At 40.0% G+C, this 22347-nt stretch carries 18 protein-coding genes; 10 read left to right on the top strand and 8 right to left on the bottom strand.

All coding sequences use genetic code 11. From position 1 onward, the window contains the following. Positions 1-19: 19 nt before the first annotated feature. The 3 genes from ACWQ4X_RS14030 to ACWQ4X_RS14040 form a co-directional block, all read right to left on the bottom strand. Positions 20-1888: a SurA N-terminal domain-containing protein gene (locus tag ACWQ4X_RS14030; protein ID WP_457904067.1), complete on the bottom strand. Its 1869-nt coding sequence runs from the start codon at positions 1886-1888 to the stop codon at positions 20-22. Positions 1889-2019: 131 nt separating this feature from the next. Continuing rightward, entirely contained in the window at positions 2020-2292 is a 273-nt protein-coding gene (locus ACWQ4X_RS14035; RefSeq protein ID WP_004697018.1) for an HU family DNA-binding protein, read from the bottom strand. 168 nt (positions 2293-2460) lie between these two features. After that, complete coding sequence (locus tag ACWQ4X_RS14040; RefSeq protein ID WP_228715351.1) at positions 2461-2889, bottom strand: phasin family protein; 429 nt, start codon at positions 2887-2889, stop codon at positions 2461-2463. Between the two features lie 228 nt (positions 2890-3117). Between ACWQ4X_RS14040 and ACWQ4X_RS14045 the strand changes: the two genes are divergently transcribed. The 8 genes from ACWQ4X_RS14045 to fdx all read left to right on the top strand — a co-directional run bounded on the left by ACWQ4X_RS14045 (position 3118) and on the right by fdx (position 9274). Then, on the top strand, positions 3118-3768 hold the full coding sequence (locus ACWQ4X_RS14045; protein WP_457904068.1) for a hypothetical protein: 651 nt from the start codon (positions 3118-3120) through the stop codon (positions 3766-3768). 112 nt (positions 3769-3880) lie between these two features. Beyond that, positions 3881-4357, top strand: a complete 477-nt coding sequence (locus ACWQ4X_RS14050; protein WP_100241671.1) for an Rrf2 family transcriptional regulator — start codon at positions 3881-3883, stop codon at positions 4355-4357. Position 4358: 1 nt separating this feature from the next. Continuing rightward, a complete protein-coding gene (locus ACWQ4X_RS14055; RefSeq protein WP_161933935.1) occupies positions 4359-5576 on the top strand; it encodes an IscS subfamily cysteine desulfurase in 1218 nt (405 codons plus the stop codon). 101 nt (positions 5577-5677) lie between these two features. Continuing rightward, a complete protein-coding gene (iscU, locus tag ACWQ4X_RS14060) occupies positions 5678-6064 on the top strand; it encodes a Fe-S cluster assembly scaffold IscU (RefSeq protein ID WP_016166297.1) in 387 nt (128 codons plus the stop codon). 36 nt (positions 6065-6100) lie between these two features. Next, positions 6101-6421, top strand: a complete 321-nt coding sequence (gene iscA, locus ACWQ4X_RS14065; protein ID WP_100241673.1) for an iron-sulfur cluster assembly protein IscA — start codon at positions 6101-6103, stop codon at positions 6419-6421. Between the two features lie 90 nt (positions 6422-6511). Next, the gene (gene hscB, locus ACWQ4X_RS14070) at positions 6512-7027 is read left to right on the top strand and encodes a Fe-S protein assembly co-chaperone HscB (protein WP_457904069.1); all 516 of its coding nucleotides are present in this window, start codon (positions 6512-6514) and stop codon (positions 7025-7027) included. 34 nt (positions 7028-7061) lie between these two features. Further along, positions 7062-8921: a Fe-S protein assembly chaperone HscA gene (gene hscA / locus ACWQ4X_RS14075; protein WP_457904070.1), complete on the top strand. Its 1860-nt coding sequence runs from the start codon at positions 7062-7064 to the stop codon at positions 8919-8921. Between the two features lie 14 nt (positions 8922-8935). Beyond that, on the top strand, positions 8936-9274 hold the full coding sequence (fdx, locus tag ACWQ4X_RS14080) for an ISC system 2Fe-2S type ferredoxin (RefSeq protein ID WP_100241676.1): 339 nt from the start codon (positions 8936-8938) through the stop codon (positions 9272-9274). Positions 9275-9365: 91 nt separating this feature from the next. Here the strand turns inward: fdx and ACWQ4X_RS14085 are convergent, their stop codons facing one another. The 4 genes from ACWQ4X_RS14085 to ACWQ4X_RS14100 all read right to left on the bottom strand — a co-directional run bounded on the left by ACWQ4X_RS14085 (position 9366) and on the right by ACWQ4X_RS14100 (position 15533). Continuing rightward, on the bottom strand, positions 9366-10772 hold the full coding sequence (locus ACWQ4X_RS14085; protein ID WP_457904083.1) for an adenylate/guanylate cyclase domain-containing protein: 1407 nt from the start codon (positions 10770-10772) through the stop codon (positions 9366-9368). Positions 10773-10892: 120 nt separating this feature from the next. Continuing rightward, a complete protein-coding gene (locus tag ACWQ4X_RS14090; protein WP_142768650.1) occupies positions 10893-11327 on the bottom strand; it encodes an HIT domain-containing protein in 435 nt (144 codons plus the stop codon). A 223-nt stretch (positions 11328-11550) separates the two neighbouring features. Further along, on the bottom strand, positions 11551-15009 hold the full coding sequence (gene mfd, locus ACWQ4X_RS14095) for a transcription-repair coupling factor (RefSeq protein ID WP_457904071.1): 3459 nt from the start codon (positions 15007-15009) through the stop codon (positions 11551-11553). Between the two features lie 167 nt (positions 15010-15176). After that, complete coding sequence (locus tag ACWQ4X_RS14100; protein ID WP_457904072.1) at positions 15177-15533, bottom strand: hypothetical protein; 357 nt, start codon at positions 15531-15533, stop codon at positions 15177-15179. 761 nt (positions 15534-16294) lie between these two features. Here ACWQ4X_RS14100 and putP point away from each other — a divergent pair. Continuing rightward, the gene (gene putP, locus ACWQ4X_RS14105; RefSeq protein ID WP_457904073.1) at positions 16295-17806 is read left to right on the top strand and encodes a sodium/proline symporter PutP; all 1512 of its coding nucleotides are present in this window, start codon (positions 16295-16297) and stop codon (positions 17804-17806) included. A gap of 46 nt (positions 17807-17852) precedes the next feature. On the opposite strand, the gene ACWQ4X_RS14110 is transcribed toward putP, so the two are convergent. After that, a complete protein-coding gene (locus ACWQ4X_RS14110) occupies positions 17853-18344 on the bottom strand; it encodes an Lrp/AsnC ligand binding domain-containing protein (RefSeq protein WP_457904074.1) in 492 nt (163 codons plus the stop codon). Between the two features lie 118 nt (positions 18345-18462). On the opposite strand from ACWQ4X_RS14110, the gene putA reads away from it, so the two are divergent. Next, positions 18463-22212: a trifunctional transcriptional regulator/proline dehydrogenase/L-glutamate gamma-semialdehyde dehydrogenase gene (gene putA / locus ACWQ4X_RS14115; RefSeq protein ID WP_457904075.1), complete on the top strand. Its 3750-nt coding sequence runs from the start codon at positions 18463-18465 to the stop codon at positions 22210-22212. Positions 22213-22347: the final 135 nt, after the last annotated feature.

Genomic DNA, 22347 nt, shown 5'->3' on the forward strand with positions numbered 1-22347 from the left:
GTTTTTTTATTATCGTATTTTATTTAATCTTCGCTTGGCTTTTTAAATATTGAGTATAATCATCAAGCTCTTGCTGACCACGGAGTTGCTGATAAAGTTTAGTCAACTCTGTCAATTGTTCAGGCGTCAATGCATTTGCAGCAGTTTTATTTACATTCGAAATTGCAACCACAACAAATTCATTTGGTAAAGACGCAGTCGAAACAGACCACATGCCTGCTTTAGGTGCAGGAACACTGAAAGCTGCTCGCTCAATCTGACGTTTTAAACCTTGTGAACGTGTAAATACACCCGCATCTTCAAAACTTAATTGATTTTTAGCAACAACTGTTGCCGCTGGTTGAGTCTTAAACTCATCCAATGCTTTTTGAATTTTCGCTTTAGCCGCAGCCGCAGCTTTAACTTCAATAATTTTTGCTTTCACACGTGCATTGGCTTCTGCTAAAGATTGCTCACCCGCAGCATAGTAATCACGTACTTTCACCCAAACTACATCACCATTTGCCAATTGAATGTTGCTTGAAACATTACGATCACCATTCTTCACATCCTCATTAAACAGTTTAGCCTTAACATTTGCTTCACTTAAAACAGGATGCTGCATGCCCAACGTTAAACCTTTAACAGATTGAACCTGAACACCTTTCACTTCTTGTGCAACTGTATCCAATGCATCACTACCAACAACCATTTCATTCAAGTTGTTAACAGTATCTGAAAATGCATTCGCAGATTTAGCTTTTTGCACTTCAGCGATAAGACGTGGCTTTTCCATCTCAAACGCTGGTAATTTAACTGCTGGCGCTTCTGCTGAAATGATGTGATAACCATATTGCGTTTTTACTGGTGCAGAAATCTGACCCGATTTTAACGCCGCTACAGCTGAGTCGAATGCATTACCAAAAAAGCCTTTTTCATAGGCTGCAATAACACCACCATTACTTTTAGAGGCAGTATCATCTGAATATTTCTGCGCCGCTTCAGCAAAACTCATACCTGCTTTAATTTTTGCCGACACTTCATCAGCCAATTTTTTTGCTTCAGCATCTGAACGTGAATCCGCAGCAATCAAAATATGTTTAACCTGAGGTTGAACTTTTGCTTTTTCAGCTTCTACAAACTTAGCATAAGCCTGTTGTAATTCAGCGTCTGATATCTGTACATTCGCAGCTGGAAGATTTGATGGGCTAAGGACCACAAAATCGACATCTACACTGGCAACTTGTCTAAATTGATTTTTGTGCTTGTTATAGTAATCAGTAATTTCTTGCTGGCTGACCTGAATACCTTTCTTATAATCATCCAACTTAATACTTGCCAAATGAATTGTACGCTGTTCCGTTTGTAGATTCGCAATTTGCTGAATATCGACTTTGCTGACCAATGCATAATCCATGAACGTGGCTGTCATCATTTTTAATGCATGATCTTGACGTAAGTTTTCAATTAAAGCCTGGCTGGTTAAACCCGCCGATTTTAAATAATTAGCATAAAGCGCTTCAGAAAATTTGCCATTTTCTTGCAAGCTCGGTTGTTGCGCAATCATTTGCTCAATTTGAGCATCGCTCAATGAAATACCCAACTTTTCTGCTTGTTGTAATAATAAGTTACGTGCAATGAGCGACTCTAAAGCCTTTTCCTTAATGAACGATTGATTCAATAAAGTTTCATCACCATTCACATAAGATAAATATTGCTGGCTATAAGATTTAGTCGCATTATCCAGTTCTTTATTGCTGATTTCTTGCCCGTTTACTGTCTTGGCAGCATCTTTTGATTTACCACTACTAAAATATCCTTCAATACCTACAAGTGCTAAAGGGGTCAAAAACAAAATGAGCAAAACTTTGCCCAACCAGCCCTTAATAACTTTACGAAAAGATTCCATAAGTATTCCAATATTTTATTTGTGCCGCATTTTACCCGAAAAGCTGATATGAATGAATGCATATAGACATCAAATCAGCATTATTAATAAAAAACGCGCCGAAAAGGCGCGTTTGGTAAATGATTAAAAGATTATGCTACAGAATCTTTTAAACCTTTACCTGCTTTAAAGCTAGGAACTTTGCTTGCTTTAATTTCAAGAGTCGCACCAGTTTGTGGGTTACGACCAGTACGAGCAGCACGTTCTTTCACATTGAAAGTACCGAAGCCAACAAGTGTAACTGTATCACCTGATTTAAGCGCTTCAGTGATTGAAGCAATTGTCGCGTCTAAGGCTTTACCTGCGTCAGTCTTAGACAATCCCCCTTTTTCTGCAATTGCATCAATTAATTCTGATTTATTCATGAAGATGAAGTCCTCTAATATCGTTTATTTAAGGTTCAAGGATATAGTTTAAATTACCATAACGCCTTTATAGCAATGCTTTAGGGGAGAACGCAATACTCCTCTTGAGCTTTTCTACAAATTTAATCGCAAATTAACTCGGAAAAAATAGCAAAGTTCCGAAAACTGTCATTTTTTATCAATTTTTGCTTTCAGTTGATCATTTTCTATGATCAAAGCATCCACCTTACTATGTAGTTGTAAAATCAAGCTTTCCAAATGTTGAATATCTTTTGCTGTCACCAGACCAATGCGATTTAAAGAGTGATGCACACTGTGATCAATCAACTTCTCCACCTTGTCTTTAGTATCAACGACCGACTCTTTGGCTTTTTCTGAAACTTTTTCGACCGTTTGGTCTGCAATTTCTGTAGTTTTTGATTCAAGTTCTTCACCCACTTTAACCAAAGAGTCAAATAATTTATTGCCTTCTTCTTCCGCACGCGAAAAAGCACCCAAACCAGCAAGCCAAATTTGCTTGGTGTATTTTCTAAAATCTAGCCCTGATTTTGATCGATGACGGATACGAACCTTTTGCTCATCATCCAACACAGACATTTCATCATCATTATGCTCTGTTTTTGTCGTTTTATTCATTTGAGCTACTCCAGCTTATTTTCTGTCCCATTCATGCAACAACCGTATAAATAAACTCATAATAGCAAACTTAACACTTGATCGATTTGCAAAACTGTTCTACAAAGCAGGTTTAATACGCAATTTATTTCAGTCCTCAAACACATACAATGAGATAGGACAGTTTGTTTACCGCAAGGATTAGGTTTTATGAGCGATTCGCAACAAAGACAAAATCAACCACATTTGTTGCTGACAACATCCATGATTGTTTTAGAAACAATTTTTACTTTTATTGTTAAACGCGATCCCGTTGTTGCACTACAAGCCAAAAAATTTATTGAACAAAAAATTGCGATTAAAATTAATAGCTATGTTCCTTATTTCGACTTTTATGTGCAGTTTAATGAACATGGCGTTTTATTTGACACCAAAGCCCCCGAGAAGCCTGTAGATCTGGATGTCAGAACTACGCTCATGGATCTGGTCAAAATTTTCGTATTTGCGAATCGACGCAGCATTAAAACCATGCGTATCGATGGTGATATTGTTCTAAAAGATGAATTCCGTGATTTGGTGTTGCTATTTAGCGCCCCGAAAATCCTTGCCGATTGGAAACAGTGGTTCTTACAACCTGACGATGATGAGCAGAACATCACCTCTTCTAATAAACGTGTTGCGCCACTTTTAGAGAAGATTGACCAACAACGCTCTAAAATTAATTCGCTTCAAGTTGAGGTAAAACAATATAAAAATCGCATTCGCCGCCTAGAACAAAAGCAAAAGCGCATTAATACTGCCTTTTTTGTAACCACAGTACTTCTTATTGCTTTATTTGTGTATAATGTTTGGCTTTCATAAATCACTATTTTTATTATTAATTAAAACAAAATAAATGGTCTTAAAAAAACTTGACTATTTTAGTCAGGATTCATAGAATCTACACATCTAGTCTAAACATGTGTATCGAATCATGCGCTTAACAACTCGCGGTCGCTACGCGGTGACTGCTCTACTTGATCTAGCTTTGCAGCCTACTGAACAAACGATCACACTAGCCGAAATTGCAGCTCGCCAAACTATTTCCGTTGCGTATCTTGAGCAACTTTTTGCCAAGCTCAAACGTCATGGTCTAGTTTCTAGTGTTCGCGGTGCAAATGGTGGTTATCACCTTGCGCGCAATGCTGAAGACATCACTGTGTTAGAAATTATTGAAGCTGTAAATGAAACTGTAGATGCAACTCGTTGTGACCATAAAGGCAACTGTCAAAATGGTGCAATGTGTCTCACTCATGATTTATGGCAAGAACTCTCTCACCACATTGCCGATTATCTCGCTAAAATCACTCTTGCTGATCTTGTAGCTCGCGACAACGTACAAACCGTTGCCATTCGTCAAAACACAGCATCATTTGATTCAGCCCTTTTATCGGTTACAGGTAGTATTTGAAATGAAACGTCCGATTTATCTTGATTATGCAGCAACCACCCCTGTAGACCCTCAAGTTGCAGAACGCATGATGGAATGTTTAACTTTCGAAGGTACTTTTGGTAACCCAGCTTCTCGCTCGCATGCATATGGTTGGCAAGCTGAAGAGAAAGTTGAATACGCACGCGAACAAGTTGCGAATTTAATTAAAGCAGACCCGCGCGAAATCGTGTGGACTTCTGGTGCAACTGAGTCTGACAACCTAGCATTAAAAGGTGTAGCTCAATTTTATGCTTCTAAAGGTAAGCATATCATCACCAGTAAAATCGAACATAAAGCAATTTTAGATACTTGCCGCGAATTAGAGTCGGAAGGTTTTGAAATTACTTACCTTGAGCCTTTACCGCAAACAGGTTTAATTACACCTGAAATGGTTCAAGCTGCCATTCGCCCAGACACTATTCTTGTTTCCCTCATGATGGTAAACAATGAAATTGGTACAGTAACTGATGTTGCTGCAATTGGCGAAATCACGCGTGCAAACAAAATTTTCTTCCATGTTGATGCTGCACAAGCTGCGGGTAAAGTTGAAATTGATCTTTCTACTTTAAAAGTAGACTTAATGAGTTTCTCTGCTCACAAAATCTATGGCCCTAAAGGTATTGGTGCATTATTTGTGCGTCGTAGCCCACGTGTGCGCTTAAAAGCACAAATGCACGGTGGTGGTCATGAGCGTGGCATGCGTTCTGGTACCTTACCAACGCATCAAATCGTGGGTATGGGTGAAGCATTTGAACTCGCAGGCAAAAACCTGGTTGCTGAACAAACTCGCTTACGCGGACTACGCGACAAACTTTGGAACGGTTTACAAGATCTTGAGCAGGTATTCCTTAACGGTCACCCGACTCAAAACGTTGCCAACTACCTGAATGTCAGCTTCAACTTTGTTGAGGGTGAATCATTAATGATGTCACTTAAAGATGCAGCTGTTTCTTCAGGTTCTGCATGTACATCTGCAACTTTAGAACCATCTTATGTACTTCGTGCATTAGGTCTTTCTGACGAATTGGCACACAGTTCAATCCGCTTCAGCTTTGGTAAATACACTACTGAAGAAGATATTGATCATGTGTTAAGCGTGACCCGAGCTGCCGTTGATAAGTTACGTGAACTTTCTCCGCTTTGGGATATGTATAAAGAAGGTATCGACCTTTCTACAGTCGAATGGGCTGAACACTAATTCTTTTCTTTCAATGAGATCATGACCAGTGATCTCATTGATAAAACCGAATTTAACCCCATATTAATATTAACGCTGACCCCGAGGTTTGGAGAAGCATCATGGCATATAGTGAAAAAGTAATTGATCATTACGAAAACCCTCGTAATGTAGGTGTTTTAGACAAAAACGCTGAAAATGTTGGTACTGGTATGGTTGGCGCGCCAGCTTGTGGCGATGTAATGCGCCTCCAAATCCAAGTTAACGACGAAGGTGTAATTGAAGAAGCTCGCTTCAAAACTTATGGTTGCGGTTCTGCAATTGCATCAAGCTCTTTAGTAACTGAGTGGTTAAAAGGTAAAACTTTAGACCAAGCTCAAGCGATTAAAAACATTGATATTGCAACTGAACTTGCACTTCCACCTGTAAAAGTTCACTGCTCTGTACTTGCAGAAGATGCAATTAAAGCTGCTGTTGAAGACTATCGCAACAAGCAAACTAAAGCTTAATTGTTTCAAGATTAGTGAAGAAATAACGGAGTTTTCATGATCAATTTAACTGAAAATGCTGCAACTCATATCAGCAATTACTTAAAGAATCGCGGTAAGGGTGAAGGTATTCGCGTTGGTGTGAAAACTTCTGGCTGTTCAGGCTTGGCATATGTACTCGAATTCGTTGATGAAGTTGATACCCATGACCAAATGTTTGAACAGTTCGGTGTTAAAGTCTTTGTTGACCCGAAAAGCTTAGTCTATCTCGATGGTATGGAAATGGACTATGTTAAAAATGGTTTGAATGAAGGCTTCGAGTTTAACAACCCGAACAAAAAAGGCGAATGTGGTTGCGGTGAATCTTTCACTGTTTAATCTTCCCATTGCCTGCATCTATTAAAACAGTGTCTTTACACTGTTTTAATTCTATATATTTACATGAAATAATTGCGGATCCCATCTTCCATGAATCATTTTGAGTTGTTTAACCTTCCAGTAGCGCTCGATATTGATTTAGCAAGTTTAAAAAGTGAATTTTTAAAACTGCAGCAACAATATCACCCCGATAAAGCCGAAGATAAAGATCAAGCCCTGATTAAATCCAGTGAAATTAATCAAGCATTCAAAGTTTTATCGCATGTGGATAGTCGTGCTGGATATTTGTTAGCACTCAAAAAGCAAGATTATCATTTAGACCAGTCAATTAGTGATTTTGAGTTTCTACAATCTGCACTCGAAATACGTGAACAACTCGATGACGCTGCTTCAACAGATGATCTTCTTTCACTCAAAAAAGAAGTGTCGCAATGGATTGATGGCTTGGTTCGCGAATTCAAGATTGATTATGCTGACGAAGATTGGTCTGAAGCACGTGACACCGTAAGGAAATTACGTTTCTTTCAAAAAGTCATGCTCGATATTGATAAGGCTGAAGATCGTTTTCTGGATGACGACAGCTTCGATCTTGATGATGATTTCTAATTTTTTAAATTTTGCTGCTCAAAGGATGTAACGCATGGCACTTTTGCAAATTGCAGAACCGGGGCAATCAAGTGCACCTCATGAACACCGTATCGCGATTGGAATTGACTTAGGCACAACCCACTCTTTAGTCGCAACTGTGCTTTCAGGGAAAGCCAAAGTTCTTAACGATGAACAAGGTCGAGTGTTACTTCCTTCTATCGTTCATTACACTAGCAATCAGACCCATTATGGTGATGATGCAAAACCATTTATTACAGCCGATCCTAAAAATACGATTGTTTCCGTAAAACGATTCATGGGACGCTCCAAGGCTGACATCAAATTCCAACACCCCTACACACTTGTGGGTGAAGATCATCAAATGCCTGCATTTGAAATAGCTCAAGGTCGTAAAACCCCTGTTGAAATCTCTGCAGAAATTTTAAAGCAACTGAAAGATCGTGCTGAAGAAAGTCTAAAAAATCCAGTCAATGGCGCAGTCATTACTGTACCTGCATATTTTGATGAAGCTCAACGCCAAGCAACGCGTGATGCCGCTCAACTTGCTGGGTTAAATGTGCTTCGCTTATTGAATGAGCCAACAGCAGCAGCCGTGGCTTATGGCTTAGACCAAGAAACCAATTTAGAGACTGATCGCAACTATGTCATTTACGATTTAGGTGGCGGCACTTTCGACGTTTCTATTCTTCGTTTCTCACAAGGCGTATTCGAAGTTCTTGCAACAGGTGGTCATACCGCACTCGGTGGTGATGATCTTGATCGACTCATTGTAAAATGGGCAAAAAAACAACTGAACATTGAACATCTTGATGATGCAGAATATGCACACTTTGTTGTTGCAGCACGTAAGGCCAAAGAAGCTTTAACAGATCAGACTGAAGTTGAACTCAAACTACTAGAGCAATCAGTTCAGCTTGACCGCCCGACTTTTGAATCTATTATCCAAGTAGCACTCGATAAAACCATTAGTGTTTGTAAACGTGTCATGCGCGATGCAAAACTCGAACTTGATGACATTCAAAATGTAGTGTTGGTTGGTGGTTCTACCCGTTCGTATGCGGTACAAAAAGCAGTACAAACCGTATTCAATCAAGAACCCCTGTGCACCATCAACCCAGATGAAGTTGTTGCAATTGGCGCATCGATTACTGCAAATCAACTGATTGGCAATTCCAAAGATGGTTCATTGCTTCTTGATGTGACGCCACTTTCACTTGGACTTGAAACCATGGGTGGCTTGGTTGAACGTCTGATTTCTCGTAATACTGCAATCCCTGTAGCTCGTCGCCAAGAATTTACCACCTATCAAGATGGTCAGACAGCGATGCTGATTCATGTAGTTCAAGGTGAACGTGATTTGGTTGAACATTGTCGTAGCTTAGGTCGTTTTGTCCTACATGGTATTCCGCCAATGACGGCTGGTCAGGCACGTATTGAAGTCACGTTCCAAGTCGATGCAGATGGTTTACTGACGGTTGCTGCCAAAGAAACTACTTCTGGTGTGCATGCACAAATTGACATTAAACCATCTTATGGTTTATCTGAATCAGATACTGAACGCCTGCTTCTTGATGGTTTTAAATATGCTGAAGAAGACAAAAACCTTCGTCACTTGCAAGAAACCAAAGTAGAAGCGCAGCGCGAACTCGAAGCGTTGGTTCAAGCTTTAAAGGTTGATACTCACCTTCTCAACCCTGAGCAACAGGATCAACTCAATACTGCTAAAGCTCATCTTGAGACTCAGCTGCAAGGTGATGATCTAAAAGCTATTGAACAAGCCGTAGAACAGCTTAAAATACACAGTGACAATTTTGCTGCATTACGTATGAATCAACATATTGATGCTGCATTAAAAGGCACTAAACTCGAAGACTGGTCAAACTCAAACTAATTAAGGTAAAGATTATGCCACGTATTAAAGTACTTCCACATGCGCAATTCTGTCCAGAAGGTGCTGAGTTTGAAGTTGAGAAAAATGCAAACTTATGTGAAAGCTTATTGAAAAATAAAATCAAAATTGAACATGCTTGTGATATGTCTTGTGCGTGTACGACTTGTCACGTGATCGTACGCAAAGGTTTTGACAGCCTTGAAGAAATGAACGATGTTGAAGCTGATTTGTTAGATCGTGCTTGGGGTCTAGAACCCGACTCACGCCTTTCATGCCAAGTTGCAATTGTAGATGAAGATCTTGAAATCGAGATTCCAAAATACACCATCAACCATGCTTCAGAAAGTCACTAAGCAGAGACTATAAAAAACCACGCAATGGCGTGGTTTTTTTTACAACTAAAATTAGCTCAGCGATTAACCATCAGTTTTTGTATTATCTAATTTAATGCGTATGGGTATTTTCAACAGACTGAATGACTTCATCTTCCAGTTTAAGCTTCACAATACCCTGCGAGTTGGTAAGCTTCTGCTGGGTTTGAATCCGCTTAATCATCTTGTCTAGTACAGTAATGAGTTCTGGATATTCAAAATTCTGGACTTCATCTAGATTTAACAATAGATGGAAACCTTTGTATTCATAATCAAACCAACGCTGATAATCCGTTTTCTGCGAGGTATATTTCTCCATCACCTGCCAAGTTCTTACAGGACCTTGAATCCCTTTAAGATAAATTGGAGATTTTGGGGCACACAAATAATCACTTTTAATTAAATTATAAGTATCGTCAGAAATTAAAATTTCATCTACCGCTGCTGCACTTTGTAAGCGTGCTGCTAAATTCGCATCACGCCCTACGATGGTATATGCCATTCGGTGTGCTGCGCCATAGTTTCCAACGTGGCAATACCCTGTACTGATTCCCATACGAATATGTAAAGGTGGATAACCCATTTTAATCCAGCGTTCACGTAACAATTTCATTTGCTGGCGCATGACCATCGCCATTTCTACACAGGTTTTTGCATCTTGCTCTACACCCTGCGTATTTGGATCACCAAAGAAAATCAGGATGGCATCCCCCATGAACTTATCAACTGTACCTTCATATTGTTTGGCAATTTCGGTCATATGACTTAAATAGTCATTCAGTAAATAAGCAAGATCATCAGGAATCAGCGTTTCAGACAGTTCAGTAAAACCCTGAATATCTGAGAAAAAAACGGTCATTTTTTTACGTTTATATTCAATCTTGGCTTCAGACTCACCCTTCATGATTGACTGCCAAAGCTGCAAAGGCGCATAACGACTAAGCTGATTAGCAAACTCCATATAGCGATTCATTTGATTATAATAATATTCGCGCTTGGAGTGGATATAACGGATTCGACGACTTTGATAAATAATGCCCACACCAAAATAGGTAATTAAGCACAAAAAAGAAAGTACCGTCAGCTCTGCTGAGGTATGTTCAAAATACTCACCAAAACCAAAAATGAAAATATTGCTGAAATAGAAAACAGTAACCCCAAACACACAGGTGAGCATGGCTGAGAAAAATGAAACTTTGGTGTTGATTGAGGAAAAAAGTATTGCGAATATTGCTGTAAAGGTCAGCACAAGACTTAAATGCACTGCCGATAACATTACTGCAATGACGATGACATCTATTGCAAATAATGTATTCCGCTTTGCGTGATAACCAAACTTAAATTCCAACCAACCAGAAAGCTTTGGCAAAATTAATGCCACACTCGCAAATAATATTGGAACATAAATCTGATACTTGGTTTCTGGCGATGTGTAGTGATAAACAACTAAAAGTAAAGATAGCATTGCATATCCCATCATCCGATGAAGATATTCAAAATGCTTAGGGTCTCTATCTATCCAATTGCTTAATGAAAGCACTACCTACTCCAGAACCCGAATCTAATCACAATTCATCCATAAACAAATGATTTACTGGGATTAATCCATGCGCCAGTCAAATGGCATATCACCTTGACCACGTAAAGCAAGCATTAATGTCTGACGCATATGCGCTAGAACTTCATTGGTATATGGAACTGCTGGTGTGCCCCAAACTGGTTTAGGCCATGCCACATCGTTTTGATAACGAACTACATGATGAAAATGTAACTGAGGTACCATATTACCTAGAGCAGCAACATTCATTTTGTCCGCACGGAATACACGTGCCAACTGGCTAGACAACCAACTTGATTCACGTAAAAACTGTTCCTGATCTGCCTGACTTAATTCATATAATTCAGTCACACCTGGAACACGTGGAATAAGAATGAGCCAAGGAAACTGCATATCATTCATTAAACGACATGTAGAAAGCGGAAAATCGCCTACAAAAAACGTATCTTGAGCAAGTTGTGGATGCAAACTAAACATATCTTTATAAATGATGCAAAATTAGAATGATGGTTAATACTATCACATCAAACTAGAGCTGAGTATTCTCTAAAAGGTGTTTCATTACAAATAAAATACTATTTGACTTGAACTCGATCACATTTAGCACTTTAATAATTTTTCTAAATAAATCAATTGCTTCTTTGGCTATCATTCCAATCTAACTTTTTGAAAGTCAAGCCAAAGAAGTGACTTTACTGGCCTAATTCAACTCTTTGATCAAGTTTTCCAGTAAATCATTGATAAATTGTATTCTTTTTTGAAAATCTTCCAACATGACCATGACTTTCAACCGCTGCCCACCTTCCATACGGAAGAAGGTCGGGTGCTTTTGCATCATGTTAATGATGCTCATGGCTTGGACAGGCGTGTCTTGAGAAAATTCGATATAGCCGCCATTGGTATTAATATCAATTTTGGTAATTCCCAACATCTCTGCCTTTAGGCGTAACTGATGCACTGCAAATAATTGCTTCACTGGTTGCGGTGGAATACCAAAACGATCAATCAATTCCATGCGAATATTGTCTAGCTTCTCTTGAGTATCGGTATTACTGATACGTTTATAAAACAACAAACGCTGATGCACATCCCCCAAATATTCATCTGGAATTAAAGCCGGCATGTGTAAGTTGATTTCGGCCGTTAAGGACAATGGTGCATCAAAGTTAGGTGTTTTGCCTTTTTGAATGGCTTTGGTGGCTTTTTCCAGCATCTCCATATACAAGCTATAACCAATCGCCTGCATGGAACCGCTTTGCTGTTCACCCAACAACTCTCCCGCTCCGCGAATCTCCAAATCTTCGGTTGCCAACATAAAGCCCGCACCCAAAGTCGCGGCACGCTGAATCGCATCAAGACGTTTTTCCGCATCACCCTTCAGCCCTTTTAATGAAGGGACTAGTAAATACGCATAAGCCTGATGATGAGAACGCCCAACACGACCACGTAACTGATGCAGTTGTGCTAAACCCAGTTTATCAGCACGTTCAATTAAAATGGTATTGGCGTTTGGCACATCAATCCCTGTTTCAATAATGGTTGAGCACACCAAGACGTTGTATTCCTTATGGTAGAACTGTTGCATGACCTGTTCCAGTTCACGTTCACGCATTTGCCCATGCGCAACAGCGACACGTGCTTCTGGCACCAGTTCACGAAGACTTTCCGCAGCTCTTTCAATGGTTTCGACTTCATTGTGCAGAAAGTAAACTTGTCCGCCACGTAGCAACTCACGCAGAATCGCCTCTTTAACCGACTCTGCCGTATGTTCTTGGACAAAGGTTTTTACTGCTAAACGTCGTGCTGGCGGCGTCGCGATAATCGAAAGATCACGCATACCACTAAATGCCATATTCAGTGTTCGTGGAATTGGTGTCGCGGTCAAAGTCAGCATATCCACATCTGCACGCATAGCCTTAATACGTTCTTTGTCGCGCACACCAAAACGATGTTCTTCATCTACAATCATTAAACCCAGATTTTTGAATTGCACGTTTTCTTGCAGAATTTTATGCGTACCGACCACAATGTCGACCTTACCATCAGCCAAATCTTCGATAGTTTTAAGATGGGTTTTACTTGAACCAAAACGTGATAAAACTTCAATTCGAACAGGCCAATCGGCAAAACGGTCTTTGAATGATTCATAATGTTGTTGCGCCAATAGCGTGGTTGGCACTAAGACTGCGACTTGCTTGTTATTTTGTACGGCAACAAAAGCGGCACGCATCGCCACTTCAGTTTTACCAAAGCCTACATCACCACAGACCAGACGATCCATAGGTTTTGCTAATTGCATATCATGCAAAGTCGCTTCAATTGCATTGGCTTGATCCAGCGTTTCCTCATAAGCAAAGCCACTGGCAAACTGCATATATAAGCTATGATCCAATTCAAAACTGATGCCGGGTTTAGATTGGCGTCGTGCCTGTATATGCAACAACTCCGCCGCGACATCATGGATTTGTTCCAAGGCCTTACGTTTGGCTTTATTCCAAGCATCAGTCCCGAGTTTATGTAATGGCGCAAGATCGGGATCACCACCGCTGTAGCGACTGATTAAATGCAGATTGGTCACTGGTACATAAACTTTTGCCGCATCTGCATAGTCTAATTGCAAAAACTCATGCTCTTGATCATCAATACTGAGCGTGATTAAGCCTGCATAGCGCCCAACACCTTGATCAATATGTACCACAGGTGCACCAATACTCAGTTCAGTCAAACTCTTAATAAGAAATTCTTCTGAAACCTCCTGCTGGCGTTTACGACGTCGCTGCACAACACGATGTTCATATAACTGATTTTCTGAAATTACACTTAATTGATCACGGATAACCAAGCCACGGTCAAGTGGTGCATTGGTAATGGCAATTGCCTGCAAAGACTGCTGAAAATCAGCAAAGCTTTCTACGCTTGGAATATCACCTAAAAATGGGCGTAAAGCATCTTTTAAAGTTTCGCGTCGACCTGCACTTTCAGCAACCAGTAGTACTGGATGATTGACCTCATCCAAATACTTTTTAACAGCTGCAAAAGGCTTTTCTTGCTTAGGATCGACCGCCAAACGTGGAGGAATTTCAGCATCTAGATTTATGGCACCCGCACGCTCTTCAGCCTCTTCCGATGAAGCAATTACACGTGCAAACTTATTAATCTGTTCCAATACTAAATTTGGCGCGAGGAACAAGTCATCGGGCGGCAAAATTGGATGATCTACATTATGCCGACGGTCTTCATAACGACGCATTACTTCTTTCCAGAAGTTTTCCAACCCTTCATCCAGTCCATTGTCTGTAATGACAATGCCATTCGCTGGTAAATACGCCATCAAGGTACTTTGGCTTTGCATCAGTGCTTTTTCAAAAAACAATGGCAAATAAAACTCAATCCCTGGCGAAGCAATCCCTTCTAATACATCTTGATAAATTGGATTCTTTTTCGGATTGGCTGTTGGAAAACTTTCTGCGTAGCGATCTCTAAATACAGAACGCCCTTCTTTTAATGGAAACTCCTTTGCAGGAAGTACACTAAATTTTTCTAGATTTTGTGTGGTACGCTGCGTTTCTTGATCAAAGAACTTCAGACTTTCAATTTCATCATCGAAAAGGTCAATTCGTATTGGTGCATTTTGTCCTGAAGCAAAAATATCCATGATGCTGCCGCGAACAGCAAACTCACCATGATCATAAACCGTATCGACTAAATGATAGCCTGCCTGAATCAGTCGCAGTTTTTGCTTCTCGATATCATATTTTTGTCCGACGTGAATATCAAAATGCTCACCAAGTACCCACGAAGTTGGTGCAACACGTTGTGCTAATGTAGAAGCTGAAACCAACAATACACCTTGCTGTGGCATATTGGATAAAATTGCTAATCGCTCTGAGACAATATCTTGATGAGGTGATAAGCGATCATAAGGTAAGATTTCCCAATCTGGGAAAATAGTCGGCTTTACGCCATAAAACTCAAGCTCACTTTCTAATTGAGCCAAATGCTGACTATTGCGAGCAACCAATATAAATAGTTGTTGATGTTGTTTTGAAATTTCTTTAAATAATAGTGCAGCAGCTGAACCTTGTAATTGTCCGATCCAGCGTTTGTCACCTGCTTTCAATTTAGACAGATTAAGTTGAGCAATTTCTTGTTGGAACATGTAGATCGCTTTTAGAGATAAGTCACTTGCTTACAATCTTAACATGAGGCTAAAAGCCAAGAAAATTTTTATACTGCTGCTAAGCCTAGAATAAGTGAAAGTCTCTTTAATCGATTACTAAAATTATTGCAGTTGAGCACACTATAAATAGCTATATATAGTTAACCCTATTTTTCTCGAATAAAGTTGCGGTAATAGTCATTCAGCTTTTGGACAATTCGCTTAAACTGCACAAGATTCTCTTCGGTATTGCCTAAACTTGCAACAAATTTCTGTTGGGCAATTTCCAAATCTATTTTTTCATTGATCAGCATGGCGGCATAGTAAAGTGCTTGTAGGTCATCAAACTTCTTTAAGCGTCGATTGGAATAAAACTCCAAACGTTCGGAAAGCTCCTGATTCAGAATTACACCATCGACAATATAGCCCTGCTCTGGATCAAACTGGATCGCATGCTCCAGCAAATAAGCTTCTTCCTCTTTCGCTTTAGAGCTTTTAAATACATTTTTAAGCTTATTCAGCATCAGCAGGCTTTCCTAAAGAATTAAAGCAGCATTATATAATGAAATCAGCACAAACCTGTCTACTTATGTGTCATTTGAAAATTAGCTGTTCTGACAGATTTATTGAGTGAGTATTCAGTACGCCATTTCTTTATTCTTTGATTCTAGGCGTAGTCATTTACATAAAATGTATGTAGCACTGACTTATATTGCGCGCATAATTAAGAAAGTAATTTCATCACTCCAAGATATTCTTGATCTATCAATACAATAAAAAAAGGAGAATTGAGACTTCGGCAGCCAAATTTAGAGTAATAATCCAGCAATTAAAACAAACACCTTAATATCCAGTAAATAGGTGACTTTTGAACTGATTTTTTAATAACTTTTTTTTCCGGAGACCTCCCACCCACATCAAATTGAAATATATAGATTTATTTTAATTTACCTGAGCTTTAAATTGTTAACTTATGTAAACAATAATTTAAAGTTTTGGAATCAACTATTAATTTGAGTATTTTTTATTCATTTTGATAGAAAGTTCACATTATAAATGGAAATATATAGGCAAACTTCGTACATTACTTAAACTGACTTATCTCTTTTGTCATTTTTAGTTTTGTAAACAAAATTACATTTCGCTACACAAGATCACTGCAAACACCCTAGAAATGTAACAGTAAGTAATTTTGCTTTTATGTTTGAATCAGCTCCTCGCTATTGCAGCTCAAAAAATCATCTCAGATAGATGGATAGATGGTTTTAGGACAAAGGATGGGCATATGAGTCAAGTGAACCCTACATTAATCACCTTTATTTTTTACATTATCGCAATGGTCGGTATTGGCCTATATGCCTATAAGGCAACTTCAGATTTCTCTGACTACATTTTGGGTGGACGTAGTCTTGGAAGCGTTGTAACTGCTCTTTCAGCAGGTGCATCTGATATGAGTGGCTGGTTGCTTATGGGTTTACCAGGAGCAATTTATCTCTCTGGTCTCTCTGAAGCATGGATTGCCATTGGTCTAATTATCGGCGCATGGTTAAACTGGCTTTTGGTTGCAGGACGTTTACGTGTTCATACTGAATTCCAAAATAACGCGCTCACATTACCAGATTATTTCACTGGTCGTTTTGGCGATAAAAAACGTATTTTACGAATCATCTCCGCATTCGTAATTCTTATCTTCTTTGCTATTTACTGTGCATCAGGCATGGTGGCTGGCGCTCGTTTATTCGAAAGCTTATTCGGCTGGGACTACTCTACTGCACTTTGGATTGGCGCTCTTGCAACAATTTCTTATGTATGTATCGGTGGCTTCCTTGCAGTAAGTTGGACTGACACTTTCCAAGCAGGCTTAATGATTTTTGCCTTATTGTTAATGCCAGTGATCACTTACCTTGCAATTGATGACCATAGCCAACAGTTTGGTGTATTGCTCGAAGCGGCTCGCCCACAAGCAATGAACATGCTTGAAGGTTTAAGTACTGTTGCTATTTTATCTTCAATGGCATGGGGCTTAGGCTATTTTGGTCAACCACATATTTTAGTGCGCTTCATGGCGGCTGATTCTGTAAGAACTATCCCTGCTGCACGCCGCATTGGTATGGCTTGGATGATTTTATGTTTAGGTGGTGCAGTTGGTGCTGGTTTTGTCGGTATCGCTTACTTCCAACAACATCCAGAATTTGCGGCTGTTGTGACTAAAAACCCTGAAACTATTTTCATGGAATTAAATAAAATCTTATTTAACCCATGGGTCGCAGGTATCATTCTTGCAGCAATTCTTTCAGCGGTAATGAGTACGTTAAGCTGCCAGCTTTTAGTTTGTTCAAGTACGCTTACTGAAGATTTGTACAAATCATTCATCCGTAAAAATGCATCTCAAAAAGAGTTGGTTTGGATCGGTCGTTTGATGGTTGTGTCTATTGCTATTCTTGCAATTACGATTGCACAAAACCCAGACAGTAAAGTATTAGGCTTAGTTGCATATGCTTGGGCTGGTTTTGGTGCTGCATTTGGTCCATTAATTATCTTGTCTTTGTTCTGGAAGCGTATGACGCTCAACGGTGCAATTGTAGGTATTCTGGTTGGTGCAGTAACTGTAATCGCATGGAAAAACATCATGGGCTACACTGGCGTGTACGAAATTATCCCTGGCTTTATCTTGTCATTCATCAGCATTGTCGTGGTGAGCTTACTTGGCAAAGAACCAGAGAAAGATGTCGTAGAGCGTTTTGAAAAAGCTGATGCTTTCTATAAGAGTGAAATGGCTGAGTTAAAGAACAAATAATTGGGCTTTGCTTGAATCAATAAAGGGGCTTCATGCCCCTTTATTGTTATCTACCCTTTTTAATCTTTAAATTTAGCTTCGCGCTTTCTTTAATGACTTCCATCACCGGATAGCTTCGGGTTTCTTTAATACCCGGTAACTGCCACAGTACCTGCCCCGAAATTTTACGAAACTCTTCCATATTCGCGCAGCGAATCTTCACCACAAAATCAAAACCACCGCTGGTCATATGACATTCAACAATTTCTGGATACTGCATCACAGCCTCGCAGAACTCATCTAATACATTTGGCGTCGTTTTATCGAGTAAAATCTCTACAAAGACCACAAAATTTGAATTCAGCATCGCTGCATTCAATTTGGCCTCGTAACCAAGAATAAATCCATCTTTGCTTAGCTTCTGTACCCTTGCAAGCACAGCCGTAGGAGATAGATTCACCTCTTCAGCCAATTTAATATTCGATATTCGTCCATCGTTCTGCAGAATATCTAAAATTTTAATATCCGTTCGATCAAGCGATAAAATTTGGCCAGACATCTGAATTAATCTCTAAAAATAAGGTAAAGTATAGTGAGTTATTCGGGTTTATTTCTGTGATGATTAATTATATACGGCAATTTGCTTAACTCAATCTTTTCAGTCACAGGAAGTTGGCATGAATACGATCATCTCCTCTATTGATGAAAATAAACCTCATCAAGACTATATTACACTTTTCAAAGAAAAGACCGCTTACGAAACAGAGATCAACACCGCTTGGCGCCGTGCCGAATCTGAATGTGTTGAAAATCTACTTGAGCATAGCAAAATTTCAGATGAATTGAATACACGTATTCAAGATCTAGCATTTAACCTTGCACACACTTTACGTGAGCGTAAAAGTTCTGCAGGTAAAGCAGGTATCGTACAAGGCCTATTACAAGAATTCTCTTTATCTTCTCAAGAAGGTATTGCGCTCATGTGCCTTGCTGAAGCGTTATTACGTATTCCTGATACTGCCACACGTGATTTATTAATCCGTGACAAAATTAACCAAGGTAACTGGAAAGATCACGTTGGTCAAAGCAACCTGATGTTCGTTAATGCCGCTGCGTGGGGCTTAATGTTAACAGGCATGCTCATGGATACACCAAAGCAAGCAAGCCTTTCTAGCATGTTAACTGGTTTAATCGCTCGTAGTGGCCGTGGCATCATTCGTAAAGCCGTTGACGTTGCAATGCGCATGATGGGTGAACAGTTCGTTACTGGCGAAACCATTAAAGAAGCATTAAGCAATGCTGAACGTCTTGAAGACAAAGGTTTCCGCTATTCATACGATATGTTGGGTGAAGCAGCGTTAACTGATCATGATGCTGAGCGTTATTATGATGACTACACCAATGCGATTCATGCAATTGGTCAAGCATCTAAAGACAAAGACGTTTATAGCGGTCCTGGTATCTCGATCAAACTTTCTGCGTTACACCCGCGTTACCAACGTTCTCAAACTGAACGTGTACACAACGAACTTTATAGCAAAGTTCTTGAACTCGCACGTTTGGCGAAAGGCTACAACATTGGTTTAAACATTGATGCGGAAGAATCTGAGCGTTTAGAACTTTCTCTAGAGCTTTTAGAGCGTCTTTGCTTTGAGCCTGAATTGGCAGATTGGAAAGGTATCGGCTTTGTTATTCAAGCGTACCAAAAACGTTGTTTCTACGTTGTAGATTATATTGTTGACCTAGCGAAACGCAGTAACAAACGCCTAATGATCCGATTGGTGAAAGGTGCATACTGGGATAGCGAAATCAAGAAAGCACAAATTGAAGGTATGACGGACTACCCTGTATTTACTCGTAAAGTACATACAGACTTGTCTTATATCGCATGTGCACGAAAATTATTGGCTGCTCCAGAGCAAATTTACCCTCAGTTTGCGACACATAATGCTCAAACTGTAGCGACAATTTACGAATTGGCTGATCCTGCGAAATATTACGTTGGTCAATACGAATTCCAATGCTTACACGGCATGGGTGAGCCTTTATACGAACAAGTGGTTGGTCCAAAATCTGAAAATAAATTGGATATCCCTTGCCGTATTTATGCACCAGTAGGTACGCATGAAACTTTATTGGCATACTTAGTACGTCGTTTACTTGAAAATGGTGCAAACACATCATTTGTAAACCGTATTGCTGATAAGAGCTTGAAAATTCAAGACCTGATCGAAAACCCACGTGAATCGATCTTAACTTCTGCGAAACAAGAAAAAGCAGTTGGCTTAAAACACCCTGCTATTCCATTACCACAGAATTTATATGGCGTATTACGTCAAAACTCTTCTGGTGTAGATTTAGCAAATGATAGCGAATTATTAAGCTTGGACAAAAAAGTTCAAAGCCTGATGTCGCAACAATGGGCTGCTGAATCAATGGGTCCTGGTTTAGCTGAAATTACGGCTGCAGCCGAAGTTGCTGTGATCAACCCTGCTGTACATAGCGACAAAGTTGGTTCTGTTAAAGAAGCTTCCGCTGAACACGTAAACCTAGCATTAACAAATGCTGCAAATGCTCAAGCAGCTTGGGTCAATACACCGAAAAATGAACGTGCTGCATGTTTAAACCGTGCTGCCGACATTATGGAAAGCCGTATCCAAGAGTTGATGGTGTTGTTATGCCGTGAAAGTGGTAAGACTTATGCCAATGCGATTGCGGAAGTACGTGAAGCAGTAGATTTCCTTCGTTACTACGCTGCACAATGCGCAAACTTAGCGACTAATGCTCAAATTGAGTCATTAGGTACAGTATTGTGTATTAGCCCATGGAACTTCCCATTGGCAATCTTCAGCGGTCAGATTTCTGCTGCACTTGTTGCAGGTAACACCGTTATTGCAAAACCAGCTGAACAAACTCCGCTTATTGCATCTTTAGCGATCCAAATGCTTTGGGAAGCAGGTGTACCAGAAGCAGTTGTGCAGTTAATTCCAGGTCGTGGTGAAACTGTTGGTGCGCAATTAAGTGCTGACCCACGCATCCAAGGCATTATGTTCACAGGTTCTACTGAAGTTGCAAAAATTCTTCAGAAGACTGTTGCTAAACGCTTAGGTACCAATGGTCAACCTATTCCGTTAATTGCGGAAACTGGTGGTCAAAATGCCATGATCGTTGACTCATCTGCATTAACTGAACAAGTTATTCTAGATGTTGTGAACTCGGCTTATGACAGTGCTGGTCAACGTTGTTCTGCACTTCGTATCCTTTGCGTACAAGAAGACAATGCTGAAAGCGTAATCCGCATGTTGAAAGGCGCGATGCAACAGTTAAATGTAGGTAACCCTGCATTGTTAAAAACTGACATCGGTCCAGTCATTGATGCTGAAGCACAAACCAATATCCAAAACCACATTCAAAAAATGCGTGGTAAAGGCTATGCAGTGCACCAGTTCATGCGTAACGATGCTGCTGATGCAAGCTTGACTCAAGGTACATTCATTCCACCGACATTGATTGAATTACCAAACTTAAACGACCTTGAGCGTGAAGTCTTTGGTCCTGTATTACACGTGATCCGTTACCCGCAAGGTAATGTGAAATCTGTAGTGGATCAAATCAATGCGAAAGGCTACGGCTTAACCATGGGTCTACATACACGTATTGATGAAACCATCAACACGGTAATGAACACCTCTGAAGTGGGTAACTTATACATCAACCGTAACATCGTTGGTGCTGTGGTTGGCGTACAACCTTTTGGTGGTGAAGGCTTGTCTGGTACTGGTCCGAAAGCGGGTGGTCCGTTATACCTTTACCGTTTAATGCAAGAATGCAGCGCGAAACAATTAAGTACGCCATTTGCGGTAGGTAAAGTATTACAAGCTGCGCCGAAAAATGAAGTGTACGCACAGTTCAGCGCTTGGGTGAAAAAACAGTTCCCACAAGTGAAATTACCTCAAGTTCCTGCGCTTGCTTCTGGTCAAGTGTATGAATTAAATGGTCCTACTGGTGAAAGCAACCAATATACAATTGTTGCACGTCACTGCGTATTGTCTCTTGCTGAGCAAGAACAAGACCAATTGGTTCAATTGAACGCAATTTTTGCTGTAGGTAGCAAAGCGGCCGTACTTGCTGACAATGTATTTGCATTGAAACACATGTCGACTATGCCAAAAGCAGTTGCACAACAATTCAAAGTGATCCAAAGCATTGCAACTGGTGATTTTGATGCGATTCTGCACCATGGTACAACGACTCAAGTACTTGAATTGCAAAGCACTGTCGCACAGCGTCCAGGTGCAATTGTCGGTATCACTCATTTACAACCTGCTGAACAAGAAATTCCTGTTGAGCGTCTTGTGATTGAGCGTGCAATCAGTATTAACACTGCTGCTGCAGGTGGTAATGCCAGCTTGATGACCTTGAACTAAGATTTAAAAGCATCCTGTTAGGGGTATAAATTTCCCTTACCAAGCCATTACTGGTCTAATGGCTTGGTTTCTTTTTATTTAAGAGAAGCAAATTTTCTCTGTATTGTTCCAACTGTAACCCAGTTCTCTAGATTT

This window comes from Acinetobacter sp. NigerLNRRAM0016 (assembly GCF_054112845.1).

Bases quoted from the DNA above. Each gene is read 5' to 3' on its own strand.
- putP (WP_457904073.1), top strand. From the start codon at position 16,295: ATGAGTCAAGTGAACCCTACATTAATCACCTTTATTTTTTACATTATC.
- ACWQ4X_RS14100 (WP_457904072.1), bottom strand. From the start codon at position 15,533: ATGCTGAATAAGCTTAAAAATGTATTTAAAAGCTCTAAAGCGAAAGAG.
- ACWQ4X_RS14045 (WP_457904068.1), top strand. From the start codon at position 3,118: ATGAGCGATTCGCAACAAAGACAAAATCAACCACATTTGTTGCTGACA.
- ACWQ4X_RS14085 (WP_457904083.1), bottom strand. From the start codon at position 10,772: ATGATGGGATATGCAATGCTATCTTTACTTTTAGTTGTTTATCACTAC.
- ACWQ4X_RS14110 (WP_457904074.1), bottom strand. From the start codon at position 18,344: ATGTCTGGCCAAATTTTATCGCTTGATCGAACGGATATTAAAATTTTA.
- ACWQ4X_RS14055 (WP_161933935.1), top strand. From the start codon at position 4,359: ATGAAACGTCCGATTTATCTTGATTATGCAGCAACCACCCCTGTAGAC.
- ACWQ4X_RS14030 (WP_457904067.1), bottom strand. From the start codon at position 1,888: ATGGAATCTTTTCGTAAAGTTATTAAGGGCTGGTTGGGCAAAGTTTTG.
- ACWQ4X_RS14040 (WP_228715351.1), bottom strand. From the start codon at position 2,889: ATGTCTGTGTTGGATGATGAGCAAAAGGTTCGTATCCGTCATCGATCA.
- iscA (WP_100241673.1), top strand. From the start codon at position 6,101: ATGATCAATTTAACTGAAAATGCTGCAACTCATATCAGCAATTACTTA.
- mfd (WP_457904071.1), bottom strand. From the start codon at position 15,009: ATGTTCCAACAAGAAATTGCTCAACTTAATCTGTCTAAATTGAAAGCA.
- putA (WP_457904075.1), top strand. From the start codon at position 18,463: ATGAATACGATCATCTCCTCTATTGATGAAAATAAACCTCATCAAGAC.
- ACWQ4X_RS14035 (WP_004697018.1), bottom strand. From the start codon at position 2,292: ATGAATAAATCAGAATTAATTGATGCAATTGCAGAAAAAGGGGGATTG.
- fdx (WP_100241676.1), top strand. From the start codon at position 8,936: ATGCCACGTATTAAAGTACTTCCACATGCGCAATTCTGTCCAGAAGGT.
- hscB (WP_457904069.1), top strand. From the start codon at position 6,512: ATGAATCATTTTGAGTTGTTTAACCTTCCAGTAGCGCTCGATATTGAT.
- ACWQ4X_RS14050 (WP_100241671.1), top strand. From the start codon at position 3,881: ATGCGCTTAACAACTCGCGGTCGCTACGCGGTGACTGCTCTACTTGAT.
- ACWQ4X_RS14090 (WP_142768650.1), bottom strand. From the start codon at position 11,327: ATGTTTAGTTTGCATCCACAACTTGCTCAAGATACGTTTTTTGTAGGC.
- hscA (WP_457904070.1), top strand. From the start codon at position 7,062: ATGGCACTTTTGCAAATTGCAGAACCGGGGCAATCAAGTGCACCTCAT.
- iscU (WP_016166297.1), top strand. From the start codon at position 5,678: ATGGCATATAGTGAAAAAGTAATTGATCATTACGAAAACCCTCGTAAT.